Origin of the sequence: Streptococcus sp. F0441 (genome assembly GCF_000314775.2) — a bacterium.
In the GTDB taxonomy this organism is placed as follows: Bacteria; Bacillota; Bacilli; order Lactobacillales; family Streptococcaceae; genus Streptococcus.
The window spans coordinates 277795-291403 of record NZ_KB373321.1; the positions used below are offsets into that span (position 1 = coordinate 277795).

Sequence of the window (13609 nt, forward strand, 5' to 3'; positions counted from 1 at the left end):
AAAATTCCCATGCGCTAGCTTTTGTAGTATAATAGTAAACAGACAAAAAGATAGGAATGTGTTATGAAAGTATTAGCTTTTGATACGTCCAGCAAGGCTCTTTCTCTAGCGATTTTAGAGGACAAGCAAGTTCTTGCCAAGATGACGATTAATATCAAGAAAAACCACAGTATTACCCTTATGCCAGCCATTGATTTTTTGATGGCGAGTTTGGATTGGACACCCAAGGATTTGGACCGAATCGTGGTGGCTGAAGGACCAGGTAGCTACACAGGTTTGCGAATTGCGGTAGCAACTGCCAAGACCTTGGCTCATACCCTGAACATTGAGTTAGTGGGGATGTCTAGCCTCTTGGCTCTGGTGCCACGCCAACAAGAAGGTTTGGTGGTTCCTATCATGGATGCACGTCGCAACAATGTTTATGCTGGCTTTTATGAAAATGCTCAGCTTGTCTTTCCAGAAGCGCACCTGTCCTTTGCGGAAGTGCTAGAGCAGGTCAAGGATGCTGAACAGGTAACCTTTGTCGGAGAAGTTGGAGCCTTTGTGGAGCAGATCCAAGAACAGCTACCACAAGCTAGCTATCAAGAAACCTTGCCAAATGCAGCTAATCTCGCTCTTTGGGCATGGGATAAGGAAGCAGACTCCTTGCACGACTTTGTGCCAAATTACCTCAAACGTGTTGAAGCCGAGGAAAACTGGCTCAAGAACCACACCGAATCTGGTGAGTCCTACATTAAACGCCTATGATAGAGATCAAACGAATTCAAGGACAGCCTGACCTGGCGCAAGCCATCTATGCTGTCATGGCAGCTGTTTACCCAGTCAGTCCTTGGACGCTGAAACAAATCCAAGCAGACCTGTCCCAAGATCAGACTTGGTATGCTCTGGCTTATGATGGGGTAGAAGTGATTGGATTTCTAGCTGTTCAGGAGAATCTCTTTGAAGCAGAAGTCCTGCAAATCGCTGTAAAGAAAGCCTATCAGGGTCAGGGGATTGCGTCAGCCTTGTTTGCAACGTTGCCGACAGACAAGGAGATTTTCCTCGAAGTCAGAAAGACGAACCAACGAGCGCAAGCATTTTACAAAAAAGAAAAGATGGCGATCATCGCTGAGCGAAAGGCCTACTACCATGATCCAGTCGAGGACGCCATCATCATGAAGAGAGAAATAGATGAAGGATAGATATATTTTAGCATTTGAAACATCCTGTGACGAGACCAGTGTCGCCGTCTTAAAAAACGACGACCAGCTCTTGTCCAATGTCATTGCGAGTCAAATTGAGAGTCACAAACGTTTTGGGGGCGTAGTGCCAGAAGTAGCTAGTCGTCACCATGTCGAGGTCATTACAGCCTGTATTGAGGAGGCTTTAGCAGAAGCAGGAATTACAGAAGAGGACGTGACAGCCGTTGCCGTTACTTATGGACCAGGCTTGGTTGGAGCTCTACTAGTTGGTTTGTCAGCTGCCAAGGCCTTTGCTTGGGCTCACGACCTTCCGCTTATCCCTGTTAATCACATGGCTGGGCACCTCATGGCAGCTCAGAGTGTGGAGCCTTTGGAGTTTCCTTTGTTGGCACTCTTGGTCAGTGGTGGGCATACAGAGTTGGTTTATGTTTCTGAGGCTGGTGATTACAAGATTGTTGGGGAAACGCGTGATGATGCGGTTGGTGAGGCCTATGATAAGGTCGGCCGTGTCATGGGCTTGACCTATCCAGCAGGTCGTGAGATTGATGAGCTAGCTCATCAGGGGCAGGATATTTATGACTTCCCTCGTGCTATGATCAAGGAAGACAATCTGGAGTTTTCATTCTCTGGTTTGAAATCTGCCTTTATCAATCTTCACCACAATGCCGAGCAAAAGGGAGAAAACTTGTCTACAGAGGACTTGTGTGCCTCCTTCCAAGCAGCAGTTCTGGATATTCTCATGGCAAAAACCAAGAAGGCTTTAGAAAAATACCCTGTTAAAACCCTAGTCGTAGCAGGTGGTGTAGCAGCCAATAAAGGGCTTAGAGAACGTCTAGCAGCTGAAATCACAGATGTCAAGGTTATCATTCCACCTCTGCGCCTCTGTGGAGACAATGCGGGTATGATTGCCTATGCTAGTGTTAGCGAGTGGAACAAAGAAAACTTTGCCGACTTAGACCTCAATGCCAAACCGAGTCTCGCCTTTGATACCATAGAATAAAGAGTCAGCTTTGAGCTGGCTTTTTAACTCCGAAAAATGTCAGAATATTTTGACAAATCTGTAAGAAAGATGATATAATATGTAAAAATTAGGAGGTGGTCAGATGATTGAGAGAATGGAGTTGGGAGAATTTTACAAGGAATTGCGCCTGGCGCGAAAACTCAAGCAGTCAGATGTTGCTTGTGATGGACTGACAGCATCCCAGCTATCCAAGTTTGAACTAGGGCAGTCTATGCTGTCTGCAGATAAGTTGATCCTAGCTATCCAAGGGATAAATGTGACCTTCGATGAATTTGGACACAAGCTCAACAACTATCAAGAATCCCCACACATGCGATTTGGTCGAAAGGTTGTGGATCGTTTTGCCCATCAAGATATAGCGGGTTTAGAGCAACTGTTGGAGGAAGTCGAACAAGAACAGATGGCGCAGACCTATCGTCGTTTGAATGCTATTGTGATTAAAAATGCTATCCATTCCTTGGATAAAAGCTATATACTCGAAGAGGAGGATCGTGAGTTTTTGACCACTTATCTCTATGCTATCGAGTCTTGGACCTGGTTTGAACTCTATCTTTTTTGCAATACCATGCCCTTCTTGAGCAACCAAGACCTGATTTTTTTATCTACCTCTTTACTTGAAAAATCCAAGGAATTTAAAGAATTGGCACACAATAGACTGTATATGAAAAGTGGCTTTCTGAATATCGCATCAGAGCTCATGGAGCGCAAACTTTTTTCTTATATCCCAATCTTTGAAGCCGAGTTGGAGAGTATGTTACGACCGTACGATGTTTTTGAGAAATTATTGTGGCAGTTTTTAAAGAAGATGAGTACATTCCTTCAAACCAAGGGAAGTAATCAAAAAGAGATTGAACACTTTATCCAATCTCTGCAAGTATTAGAAAATCCACAATTAACAGCCCTTTTTGAACTACGCTTACAGCAATATAAAGCACTTATCGATTAACAAACAATCGCAAATGTGAAATTCCTATAAGAAAAAATGTCAAATATGCGATTTTCTAAAATGAGGTGGTTTCCGTGTTATACTGTCCTTGCAAGACATTTGAAGCAAATCCTAGGTCGCAGAAGTGGTTTACGGAGGAGATCTTGTGTATGTTGCCAATATCCCAGGTGGTGGAGGTTGGGGAGGTCTAGGAACACCTTGGTCAATCACTAATTTCTGGAAGAAAAATTTTAACCATGATTCTTCCACTGTTAATCGTCGCCGTTATTGATAGTCAAAGCCCTTGCCTTTTCTTGGGTAGGTTATACTGTCTTTATTTCATAGTATAGGAGAAAATAAAATGAAAAATATAATCTCACGCTACTACCTTTTTATAGCTTTTCTACTAGTTATTGCTGACCAGAAGTTCAGTGGTCTAGTTTTACGCAGCGACCTTGTTACTGGTCTATCTGACTTTGCCTATTATCTGTCGGATATGATGTTGAATTTTCTTGTGGTTTTATTTGCTCTTATTGCTATGATTTGGTCGGGGAAATGGCAGAAAATTTAGAGGTTCCTATCTTTTTTATTCCTTTCTAGCTCTTCTTGCTTTTGTTATTTGGAATTTCGTCACCTTTTTTCTTTTCCCACCCACAAAAAATGAAATTGCTTATCAACTGGATGTTCCTACTTTTACAGGAGCTACGGCATTTTTGATGTATTTTTTCTATCCTGTGATTGCAGGTCTCATTTTTGAAGAGATGATTTATCGTGGATTGGTGATGACCGCTCTGGAAAAAGGAAAGAAATGGGGACTGGATGTGCTCGGTTCGGCTGCTTTGTTTGGAATCTTGCACATTAGTAATCATGGTTGGGTTTTGACAGACTTTTTCTCATATATGGGTGGTGGTCTCATATTTGCAGTCTTGTTTAGAGTGACAAAGTCCATTTATTGGCCTATTGGACTGCACATAGTCTACAATGGCATTGGTCAAATTTTACCGTTGCTGTAATTTTAGGTGCTCAGCAATATCGGTCTATCCTTGGGGAAAACTTCCCATTTGAACTCAAAAAGGAGTTGCGATGAAAGTATTTATTCAAAATAGAGATTTTAGGCAATTAACCATCAACCAGTGGATTTCAACGGTTGGGGATACGATTTTTTATCTTGCTTTTTTGAATTATGTGGCAGACGCTTCGTTTGCCCCCTTGGCGATTTTACTCATTACGATTTCAGAGACTGTTCCTCAAGTTCTGCAAATCTTTATGGGAGTTTTGGCTGACTTTCAACACAATCGTGTTCTAAAGTATACGGTTATTAGTTTTGTCAAATTTGTCCTTTATTCTATAGTGGCACTTTCGCTTTCAGGGCAGTCCTTTTCCTTATGGCTCGTATTCTTTATTTGTTTAATGAATCTCTTGTCGGATACATTGAGTTACTTTTCAGGAGCCATGCTAACTCCTATTTTTATAAGAATCATTGGGAAAGAACATCTGACAGAAGCCATTGGCTTTAAACAATCAACAGTTAGTTTAGTTCGGACAATCAGTAATATTCTAGGAGGGATTTTGCTAGGAATTCTTTCCATTCAGTTCATTTCCTTGCTAAACGCTCTGACGTTTCTGATAGCATTTGTAGGTATTCTCTTCATAAAAAATGATCTTTTGAAAGTTGAAAAAACAATTAGCTATCAAGAAGGTCTTTCTGTAAAATCGTTTTGCCAGCATTTGTTCCAATCATCGAAATTGATCGGGAATATGGATAGAGTGATCTTCATTTTATTTATCGTCTCTATCAGCCAAGCTGTGATCAATGTCACTGTTCCTATTTCGACTCTTTTTTTAAGAAACCAACCTTTTTTGAATTTACAAACTGGTCAATCTCTCGCTTTGTTATCAACACTAGAATTATCAGCACTTATTGTCGGAAGTCTTGTAAGTGGCTATCTGAAAAATACGATTTCTATAAAAATAGCTCTATATGCCTCAGTTGTCATCCAGTTACTCCTTCTAGTAGGATTTGCCACAAGTCATTTTGGTTTGATTTTGCTTTTCAGCTCCTTGGATGCCTTCATCGCAGGGTTACTCTCTCCTAGATTGCAAGAACTCGTCTTTAAACAAATACCTGAGGAGTCAATGGGAGCGGTTCAATCCTCTATTGGTGCTATTACGGTTGTTTTACCAAGTCTATTCACAATTGTTTTCGTAACAATTGCTACAAGTTTTGGAACCCTAGCGGTCAGCTTTATTCTATTGCTATTACTCCTAACCGCATTTGTCATGCTCTTGAATATTCGTGAGAGCATTTAGTGGGGAATTTGTATAATAGGTGTTTGAGACTGGATTGCCAGTCTTTTTATGATGGCCAAAATCAGCAAACTTTTTTCTCTTCTTTGAATATGTTATAATAGTCCGTGCTGTGGCTGTGATGACGAACAGACTCAATTGGAGAGAATATGAGGAGAAAGATGAAAGAAAAAGGATTCTGGGAAGGTGCACAGGCAGCCATGCCAACGGCCCTTGGTTATGTCAGTATCGGACTGGCCTGTGGGATTATCGGTGCGCCCTATGTGACACCTGTTGAGATGGGCTTGATGAGCCTCTTTGTTTATGCTGGGAGCGCCCAGTTTGCCATGTTGGCACTGATTGCAGTACAAGCGCCTGTCGCAGCCATTGCTATGACAGTCTTTTTGATTAACTTGCGACTCTTTTTGCTGAGCTTGCATGCATCGACCTATTTCCGCCATACTAGTCTCTTGCAAAATATCGGCATGTCCAGTCTCCTGACAGATGAGACCTATGGGGTTTTGATGGGAGAATTAGCCCATACAGATAAAGTCCATCCTATGTGGATGCACGGGAACAATCTCAATAGTTATATAGCCTGGTTTATTGGGACAGTTGCGGGGACAGCTTTAGGTGGGCTTCTTCCAAATCCTGAGGTCTTTGGATTAGACTTTGCCCTTGTTGGGATGTTTGTTGGGATTTTTACCTCGCAATTTCAGATTATGCAAAGACGGGTTCCTGTACGGAATCTGCTGCTGATACTAGCCGTTGTTGCGGTGTCCTTCTTTTTGCTCTTGACAGTGGTGTCTCAGTCGCTAGCTGTTCTTTTTGCGACCTTGCTAGGTTGTACCATGGGGGTGGTCTTAGATGGTCAGTAAATATCTTTTGTTAGCCGTTATCTTTTCAGGCCTAGTGACTTGGGTTCCCCGTATGATTCCTTTCATCTTGGTCAAGTACAAGGGTTTGCCAGCTATCGTTGAGCGTTTTTTGAAGTTCTTGCCTGTTTCCATTATCTTTGCCTTGATCCTTTCAAGCGTAGTGACTGGCAAGGTTGGGAGCCTTCCTCAGATCAAATGGCTGGACTTTTTAGCAGTCTTTCCAACGGCTTGGATAGCCTTTCGCTACCGCAATCTAGTGGGGACAGTTCTTTTTGGGGTGGTCTTGATTGCAGTCTTGCGTCTGGTCTTTTAGTCAGCCATAAGAAAAACCTATCACCGAGATAGAAATCATATAATGGCGAAAAAAAATATTTTCTGTTAAGATAGTAAAGTATTCTATTTTGGAGGAAATGACATGAAAAAAATCGTTAAATATTCATCTCTTGCTGCTCTGGGACTTGTTGCCGCAGGTGTACTAGCAGCTTGCTCAGGTGGTGCTAAGAAAGAAGGAGAAGCAGCTGGTAAGAAAGAAATTATCGTTGCAACCAATGCTTCACCAAAACCATTCAACTACGAAGAAAATGGTGAGTTGACTGGTTATGAGATTGAAGTGGTCCGTGCTATCTTTAAAGACTCTGACAAATACGATGTCAAGTTTGAAAAGACAGAGTGGTCAGGTGTCTTTGCAGGTCTTGATAGTGACCGCTACCAAATGGCTGTGAACAATATCAGCTATACCAAAGAACGTGCTGAAAAGTACCTTTATGCAGCGCCAACTGCTAAAAATCCTAATGTTCTCGTTGTGAAGAAAGATGACGATAGCATCAAGTCGCTTGATGATATCGGTGGAAAATCAACAGAAGTTGTTCAAGGGACAACATCAGCTAAACAGCTAGAAGATTACAACAAACAACACGCTGACAATCCAACGGTTCTTAACTACACCAAGGCTGATTTCCAACAAATCATGTCTCGCTTGAGCGATGGTCAGTTTGACTACAAGATTTTTGATAAAATCGGTGTTGAAACAGTCATCAAGAACCAAGGTTTGGACAACCTGAAAGTTATTGAACTTCCAAGCGACCAACAACCTTACGTTTACCCACTTCTTGCTAAAGGTCAAGATGAGTTGAAAACATTTGTAGACAAACGTATCCAAGAACTTTACAAAGACGGAACGCTTGAAAAATTGTCAAAACAATTCTTCGGAGACACTTACCTGCCAGCAGAAGCTGACATTAAATAATTAAAAACACCTCTGTTAATGACAGGGGTATTTTTTATGTAAGCACATTCAAAAAATGACCTCTTTACCTCATATCCTTTGACAGAAGGCGCTTACATGGGTTATAATAGTATATAATACCTTTAAAGGAGATTGTCATGAAATATAAAAAATTTCTATCCTCATTTACATTAGCGACTGCTTTGTTAGCAGCAAGTGCGATAAATCAGGAAGTTCAAGCTAATGAAAAGCCTGTAGATGCTAAGGAAAAAGCTGTTGCACCATCATCATCTGAAAAACAGATTACAGATGCGCAAGAGGAAGTTAAAAAAGCTCAAGCCTCTGTAGATGAAAAAGCTCCGAAAGAAGCGGAGGCTAAAAAGGATGTAGCCAAGGCTGATAAGAAGATTGCCGATACTAAGAAAGCTATTGAGATAGCTAAAAATGCTGATGCTATCATCGAAAAGGAATCAAAGGTAGCATCTGAGAAGAGTGCTGAAAAAGCGGAAGCTGACAAAGCTTTGGCAAATGCAGAATCTACAGCAACAGCAGCTAAATCTGCAGAAACAGAAGCTAAAACAGCTAGCCAATCTGCCAATGAAAAGCGTGACGCTAAAGCAGCAGAGGTAAAAGAAAAACAAGCTGAACTAGATGGCATGACTGATGAAAGTCTTAAAAATCAAATCTCTAATGCAGAAAACGAGGTTAAAAAAGCCGATCAGTCTCTTCAAGAACAAACGAAAGCAGCAAATGCAGTAGCGAACAAGATCGCAGACAAACAAAAGGAGCTTGATAATTACAAACCAACAGTTTTGAAAAAGGTCTTGAATCCAGAAGAACAAGGACGTAAAGCTCCAGCTTTTGATAGTGATTATGACTATAACAAGCAATATCGTCCTAAAGATGCCTCAGGCAATCCTTTGATGGAGAATGTTTACTTCCAAGGTGTTCGTGAAGTTGAAATAGAAGCAACTGAAGAAATGAAACGCTTCACTAAGGCTATGGCTGACTACAATGCAAATCCATCCAAATATAAAACAAGACCAGTCTTTAAGTTTGTTGTGGACAATCGCAAATTGACAGAAGCTTTCATTGAGCTAGTAAATGAACTCCGTCATGCTAATGGTGTTACACAAGACTTAGCCCTAGATGAAGCCTACATTAAACATGCACAAGAACGTTCAAATGAAATGGCTACCACTGGAGTCCTCAGCCATGATACCAAGTTATCACACCCAGATGGAGAAGATGTTCGTGTAGAAAATATTGGAATGTCTTATCTAATTCCTGGATCCGATGGTGGACCAAACTTTGTGGAAGTTAAAAACGGTCAAACGATTTATAATTTCGATAAGATCATGACTTATAAACAGTTTGCTTATCAATCACTCTTAGCTTGGTATGCAGACTTTAATAATATAAAAGGAATCGACTACGGACACCGCAGAGCCCTGCTTACACCGGTTGGAGGAAAAGTAGGTGTAGCCCAAGGAACAATTGAAGGAAAAAATCCTAATTATATTTATCATACATATATAAGTAATGCCTATACACCTGAAACAGTGAAGGAATACCGTTCTAATTTCTATGCCTTTAATGAAGACGATAAATTGCATCCGACCTTCTATGGTAAACGCATGAAGTTCTTGCCTGAGCATCACTTTGTATATGTTGAAAAAACAGTTATTGACAAATCTGCTGATCTTAAGGCTGAACTTGCATCGTTGAAAGCAGAAAAAGCTGACAAAGATGCTAAAAAAGTAGCTACTGAAACTAAAAAAGCGGACTTGTTAGCAAACTTGGATAAATTAAATAAACAAGCCAATAATTTAGTCAATGCGCGTGAACAAGTTAAAAAGGATTTGGAACAAGCTAAATCTGATTTGGCAACCTTAACTGCTGATGCGAAAGCAAAATCTGAATTAGTTGCTACAAAATCACAAGAGGCAACTAAAGCAAGCCAAAATCTAAAAGCCTTGCAAGCCAAGGTAGCAGAATTGGCTACAGCTATTAAGAATGCAGAAGAAAAACGCGATAAAGCAATGGCCTTGAAAGGTCAAGCATCAGCCTTAGAAACAACATTGAAGCAAGCAGAAGAGGATAGAGCAAAGGCTCAGAAAGTTAGTGATCAAGCAGAGGCTGAATTGAAAGTGGCTCAAGCAGCCCTAGCAGAAGCCAAAGCGAAGCTACAAGCTTTATTAGATGTACTTGAAGCAGAAAATATGCTAAAAGTGGCAGAAAAAGATGGAATGATTATTGGCCTACCAAAAAATGCACCAGTTCAAGACCCACTTCCAGAATTTGATCTTCGTAAACTTGCTGATAAACCTCAAGGTGCAGAAGCTAATAAACCTGGAGAAAAAACTTCTACAAAAGCATTACCAAATACAGGGACAAACTCAGGTGTAGATGGACAAACGATTCTGTTCGGAGTTTACGGTTTACTTGCGAGCCTCGGCTTAGCAGGCATCGCAACACGACGCAGAAGACAAGGTAAATAATTCTTAAAAGCTATCTAGCGAGCAGCTAGCTAGCTTTTTTTATGTAGAGGTCCAGAAGCGAATGTCGTTTAATATTAGCTTAATATGTATAGTTTCAAACTATAGGTCTTCCTATCTATTAACAATTTGCGAAATCAAATAAAGTATGAGATACTATTACGGTATTATTTTTAAAGGAGATGGAATCATGAAAATTAAAAAATGGCTCGGTGTAGCAGCGCTTGCTACAGTCGCAGGTTTGGCTCTTGCAGCTTGCGGAAATTCAGAAAAGAAAGCAGACAGTGAAACAGTTGTTAAAATTGCAACAGTTAACCGTAGCGGTTCTGAAGAAGCACGTTGGGATAAAGTCCAAGAATTGGTTGAAAAAGATGGCATTAAATTGGAATTCACAGAGTTCACAGACTACTCACAACCAAACAAGGCAACTGCTGATGGCGAAGTAGACTTGAACGCTTTCCAACACTACAACTTCTTGAACAACTGGAACAAAGAAAACGGGAAAGATCTTGTAGCGATTGCAGATACGTACATCTCACCAATCCGCCTTTACTCAGGTAAAAATGGAGAAGAAAACAAGTACACCAAAGTGGAAGAAATCCCAGATAATGGTGAAATTGCCGTACCAAACGATGCAACAAACGAAAGCCGTGCGCTTTACTTGCTTCAATCAGCTGGCTTGATTAAATTGGATGTTTCTGGAACTGCACTTGCAACAGTTGCTAACATCAAAGAAAATCCAAAGAACTTGAAAATTACTGAATTGGACGCTAGCCAAACAGCTCGTTCATTGTCATCAGTTGATGCTGCTGTTGTAAACAATACCTTCGTTACAGAAGCAAAATTGGACTACAAGAAAGCACTCTTTAAAGAGCAAGCTGATGAAAACTCAAAACAATGGTACAACATCATCGTTGCGAAAAAAGATTGGGAATCATCACCTAAAGCGGATGCCATCAAGAAAATTATCGCGGCTTATCACACTGATGAAGTGAAAAAAGTTATCGAAGAAACATCAGACGGTTTGGACCAACCAGTTTGGTAATAAGACATAGGGAGGTGGGAGAGTTTCCACCTCTTGCTTTTGTCTAGACTGTTGGTTTTGAAGAAGATGATCTTGTAGTCCGTCCATAGACACAAGTCCTCAGTAGAAAGGGAGAGAAAAAATGGTTTTTCCTAGCGAACAAGAACAGATCGAAAAATTTGAAAAGGATCATGTCGCCCAGCATTATTTTGAAGTTTTGCGTACCTTAATTTCCAAGAAATCAGTCTTTGCCCAGCGGGTCGGGCTCAAGGAAGTCGCAAACTATCTGGGTGAGATTTTCCAGCGTGTGGGAGCTGAAGTCGAGATTGATGAGAGCTACACGGCGCCTTTTGTCATGGCGCATTTCAAGAGTTCGCGTCCAGATGCTAAGACCTTGATTTTCTATAACCACTATGACACTGTGCCGGCGGATGGTGACCAGGTGTGGACAGAGGATCCTTTTACACTTTCTGTGCGTAATGGATTTATGTATGGGCGTGGGGTTGACGACGATAAGGGACATATCACGGCTCGTTTGAGTGCTCTGAGAAAGTATATGCAACACCACGATGACCTACCAGTCAATATCAGCTTTATCATGGAAGGAGCGGAGGAATCCGCTTCCATGGATTTAGATAAGTATTTAGAGAAACATGCAGACAAACTTCGTGGGGCGGACTTGCTAGTCTGGGAACAAGGAACCAAGAACGCCTTGGAACAGCTGGAAATCTCTGGCGGAAACAAGGGGATTGTGACCTTTGATGCCAAGGTAAAAAGTGCGGATGTGGATATCCACTCGAGTTATGGTGGGGTTGTGGAATCAGCTCCTTGGTATCTCCTCCAAGCTCTACAGTCTCTTCGTGCAGCAGATGGACGTATCTTAGTAGAAGGCTTGTACGAGGATGTTCAAGAGCCAAATGAACGAGAACTAGCCTTGATAGATACCTACGCCCAACGCAATCCTGAGGAAATCAGGCGCATTTATGGCTTGGAATTGCCTCTCTTACAAGAGGATCGTGCAGCCTTTCTAAAACGTTTCTTTTTTGAGCCAGCTCTTAATATCGAAGGGATTCAGTCAGGTTATCAAGGGCAAGGGGTTAAAACGATTTTGCCAGCAGAAGCCAGTGCTAAGCTAGAGGTTCGTTTGGTTCCTGGCCTAGAACCGCATGATGTTCTGGAAAAAATTCGGAAACAGCTAGACAAAAATGGCTTTGATAAGGTAGAATTATATTATACCTTGGGAGAGATGAGTTATCGAAGCGATATGAGCGCACCAGCCATTCTCAATGTCATCGAGTTGGCCAAAAAATTCTATCCACAGGGCGTTTCAGTCTTGCCGACGACAGCAGGGACAGGCCCTATGCATACGGTCTTTGATGCCCTAGAGGTGCCAATGGTGGCCTTCGGTCTAGGAAATGCCAATAGCCGAGACCACGGTGGAGATGAAAATGTGCGAATCGCCGATTACTACACCCATATTGAATTAGTAGAGGAGCTGATTAGAAGCTATGAGTAGAGATATTATCAAGTTAGATCAGATCGATGTGACTTTTCACCAAAAGAAAAGAACCATCACAGCGGTCAAGGATGTGACTATTCACATCCAAGAAGGGGATATCTACGGAATCGTTGGATATTCTGGAGCAGGGAAATCCACTCTAGTCCGGGTGATTAACCTCTTGCAAAAGCCATCTGCAGGGAAAATTACCATTGATAACGACGTCATTTTTGATGGCAAGGTGACCTTGACGGCAGAACAGTTGCGTCGTAAACGTCAGGATATCGGGATGATTTTCCAGCATTTCAATCTGATGAGTCAGAAGACAGCAGAGGAAAATGTAGCCTTTGCCCTTAAACACTCTGGACTCAGTAAGGAAGAAAAGAAAGCCAAAGTAGCTAAGTTGTTGGATTTGGTTGGGTTGGCGGATCGTGCTGAAAACTACCCTTCACAACTATCTGGGGGACAAAAACAGCGCGTGGCTATTGCGCGTGCCTTGGCAAATGATCCAAAAATCTTGATTTCAGATGAGTCAACGTCTGCCCTCGACCCTAAGACAACCAAGCAGATTTTGGCTTTGTTGCAAGATTTGAACCAAAAATTAGGTTTGACTGTTGTCTTGATTACGCATGAAATGCAGATTGTCAAAGACATTGCCAACCGTGTGGCAGTTATGCAGGATGGTCGTTTGATTGAAGAGGGTAGTGTTCTTGAAATCTTCTCAGACCCTAAACAACCTTTGACCCAGGACTTTATCTCAACTGCGACAGGTATTGATGAAGCCATGGTCAAGATTGAGAAGCAAGAAATCGTAGAGCATTTATCTGAGAACAGTATCTTAGTGCAACTCAAATACGCTGGGGCTTCGACAGACGAGCCACTTTTGAATGAATTGTACAAGCGTTACCAAGTAACGGCTAATATCCTTTATGGAAATATCGAAATTCTCGATGGCACTCCTGTTGGAGAATTGGTTGTGGTCTTGTCAGGTGAAAAAGCAGCGCTAGCAGGTGCTCAAGAAGCTATTCGTCAGGCTGGCGTACAGCTAAAAGTATTGAAGGGAGGACAGTAAT

Annotated in this window: 13 protein-coding genes and 1 pseudogene; all 14 read left to right on the forward strand. The window is 41.6% G+C overall.

From position 1 onward, the window contains the following. The first annotated feature begins 63 nt into the window (after positions 1 to 63). Entirely contained in the window at positions 64 to 747 is a 684-nt protein-coding gene (tsaB, locus tag HMPREF9188_RS01320) for a tRNA (adenosine(37)-N6)-threonylcarbamoyltransferase complex dimerization subunit type 1 TsaB (protein WP_009729639.1), read from the forward strand. After that, entirely contained in the window at positions 744 to 1181 is a 438-nt protein-coding gene (gene rimI, locus HMPREF9188_RS01325; protein WP_009729640.1) for a ribosomal protein S18-alanine N-acetyltransferase, read from the forward strand. The genes tsaB and rimI overlap by 4 nt, the downstream gene beginning before the upstream one ends. Beyond that, complete coding sequence (gene tsaD, locus HMPREF9188_RS01330) at positions 1171 to 2181, forward strand: tRNA (adenosine(37)-N6)-threonylcarbamoyltransferase complex transferase subunit TsaD (RefSeq protein WP_009729641.1); 1011 nt, start codon at positions 1171 to 1173, stop codon at positions 2179 to 2181. The genes rimI and tsaD overlap by 11 nt, the downstream gene beginning before the upstream one ends. Before the next feature lie 103 nt (positions 2182 to 2284). Next, positions 2285 to 3148, forward strand: coding sequence for an XRE/MutR family transcriptional regulator (locus HMPREF9188_RS01335; protein WP_009729642.1), 864 nt, complete (start codon positions 2285 to 2287; stop codon positions 3146 to 3148). 124 nt (positions 3149 to 3272) lie between these two features. Then, the gene (locus HMPREF9188_RS10365; RefSeq protein ID WP_156811827.1) at positions 3273 to 3419 is read left to right on the forward strand and encodes a peptide pheromone VP1; all 147 of its coding nucleotides are present in this window, start codon (positions 3273 to 3275) and stop codon (positions 3417 to 3419) included. Between the two features lie 69 nt (positions 3420 to 3488). Next, a pseudogene (locus tag HMPREF9188_RS01340) lies at positions 3489 to 4140 on the forward strand (CPBP family intramembrane glutamic endopeptidase). Positions 4141 to 4210: 70 nt separating this feature from the next. Then, entirely contained in the window at positions 4211 to 5437 is a 1227-nt protein-coding gene (locus HMPREF9188_RS01345; RefSeq protein ID WP_009729645.1) for an MFS transporter, read from the forward strand. A 158-nt stretch (positions 5438 to 5595) separates the two neighbouring features. Further along, the gene (locus HMPREF9188_RS01350; RefSeq protein WP_009729646.1) at positions 5596 to 6291 is read left to right on the forward strand and encodes an AzlC family ABC transporter permease; all 696 of its coding nucleotides are present in this window, start codon (positions 5596 to 5598) and stop codon (positions 6289 to 6291) included. Next, on the forward strand, positions 6281 to 6604 hold the full coding sequence (locus HMPREF9188_RS01355) for an AzlD domain-containing protein (protein WP_000253944.1): 324 nt from the start codon (positions 6281 to 6283) through the stop codon (positions 6602 to 6604). Before HMPREF9188_RS01350 ends, HMPREF9188_RS01355 begins: the two co-directional genes overlap by 11 nt. A gap of 102 nt (positions 6605 to 6706) precedes the next feature. Beyond that, positions 6707 to 7537 (forward strand): amino acid ABC transporter substrate-binding protein, encoded by an 831-nt coding sequence (locus tag HMPREF9188_RS01360; protein ID WP_009729647.1) that lies wholly within the window; start codon positions 6707 to 6709, stop codon positions 7535 to 7537. A gap of 137 nt (positions 7538 to 7674) precedes the next feature. After that, the gene (locus HMPREF9188_RS01365; RefSeq protein ID WP_009729648.1) at positions 7675 to 10017 is read left to right on the forward strand and encodes a CAP domain-containing protein; all 2343 of its coding nucleotides are present in this window, start codon (positions 7675 to 7677) and stop codon (positions 10015 to 10017) included. Positions 10018 to 10204: 187 nt separating this feature from the next. Further along, positions 10205 to 11059 (forward strand): MetQ/NlpA family ABC transporter substrate-binding protein, encoded by an 855-nt coding sequence (locus HMPREF9188_RS01370; protein WP_009729649.1) that lies wholly within the window; start codon positions 10205 to 10207, stop codon positions 11057 to 11059. A 121-nt stretch (positions 11060 to 11180) separates the two neighbouring features. Further along, positions 11181 to 12554, forward strand: coding sequence for a M20 family metallopeptidase (locus HMPREF9188_RS01375; protein WP_009729650.1), 1374 nt, complete (start codon positions 11181 to 11183; stop codon positions 12552 to 12554). After that, positions 12547 to 13608 (forward strand): methionine ABC transporter ATP-binding protein, encoded by a 1062-nt coding sequence (locus HMPREF9188_RS01380; RefSeq protein WP_009729651.1) that lies wholly within the window; start codon positions 12547 to 12549, stop codon positions 13606 to 13608. The genes HMPREF9188_RS01375 and HMPREF9188_RS01380 overlap by 8 nt, the downstream gene beginning before the upstream one ends. Position 13609 lies beyond the last annotated feature (1 nt).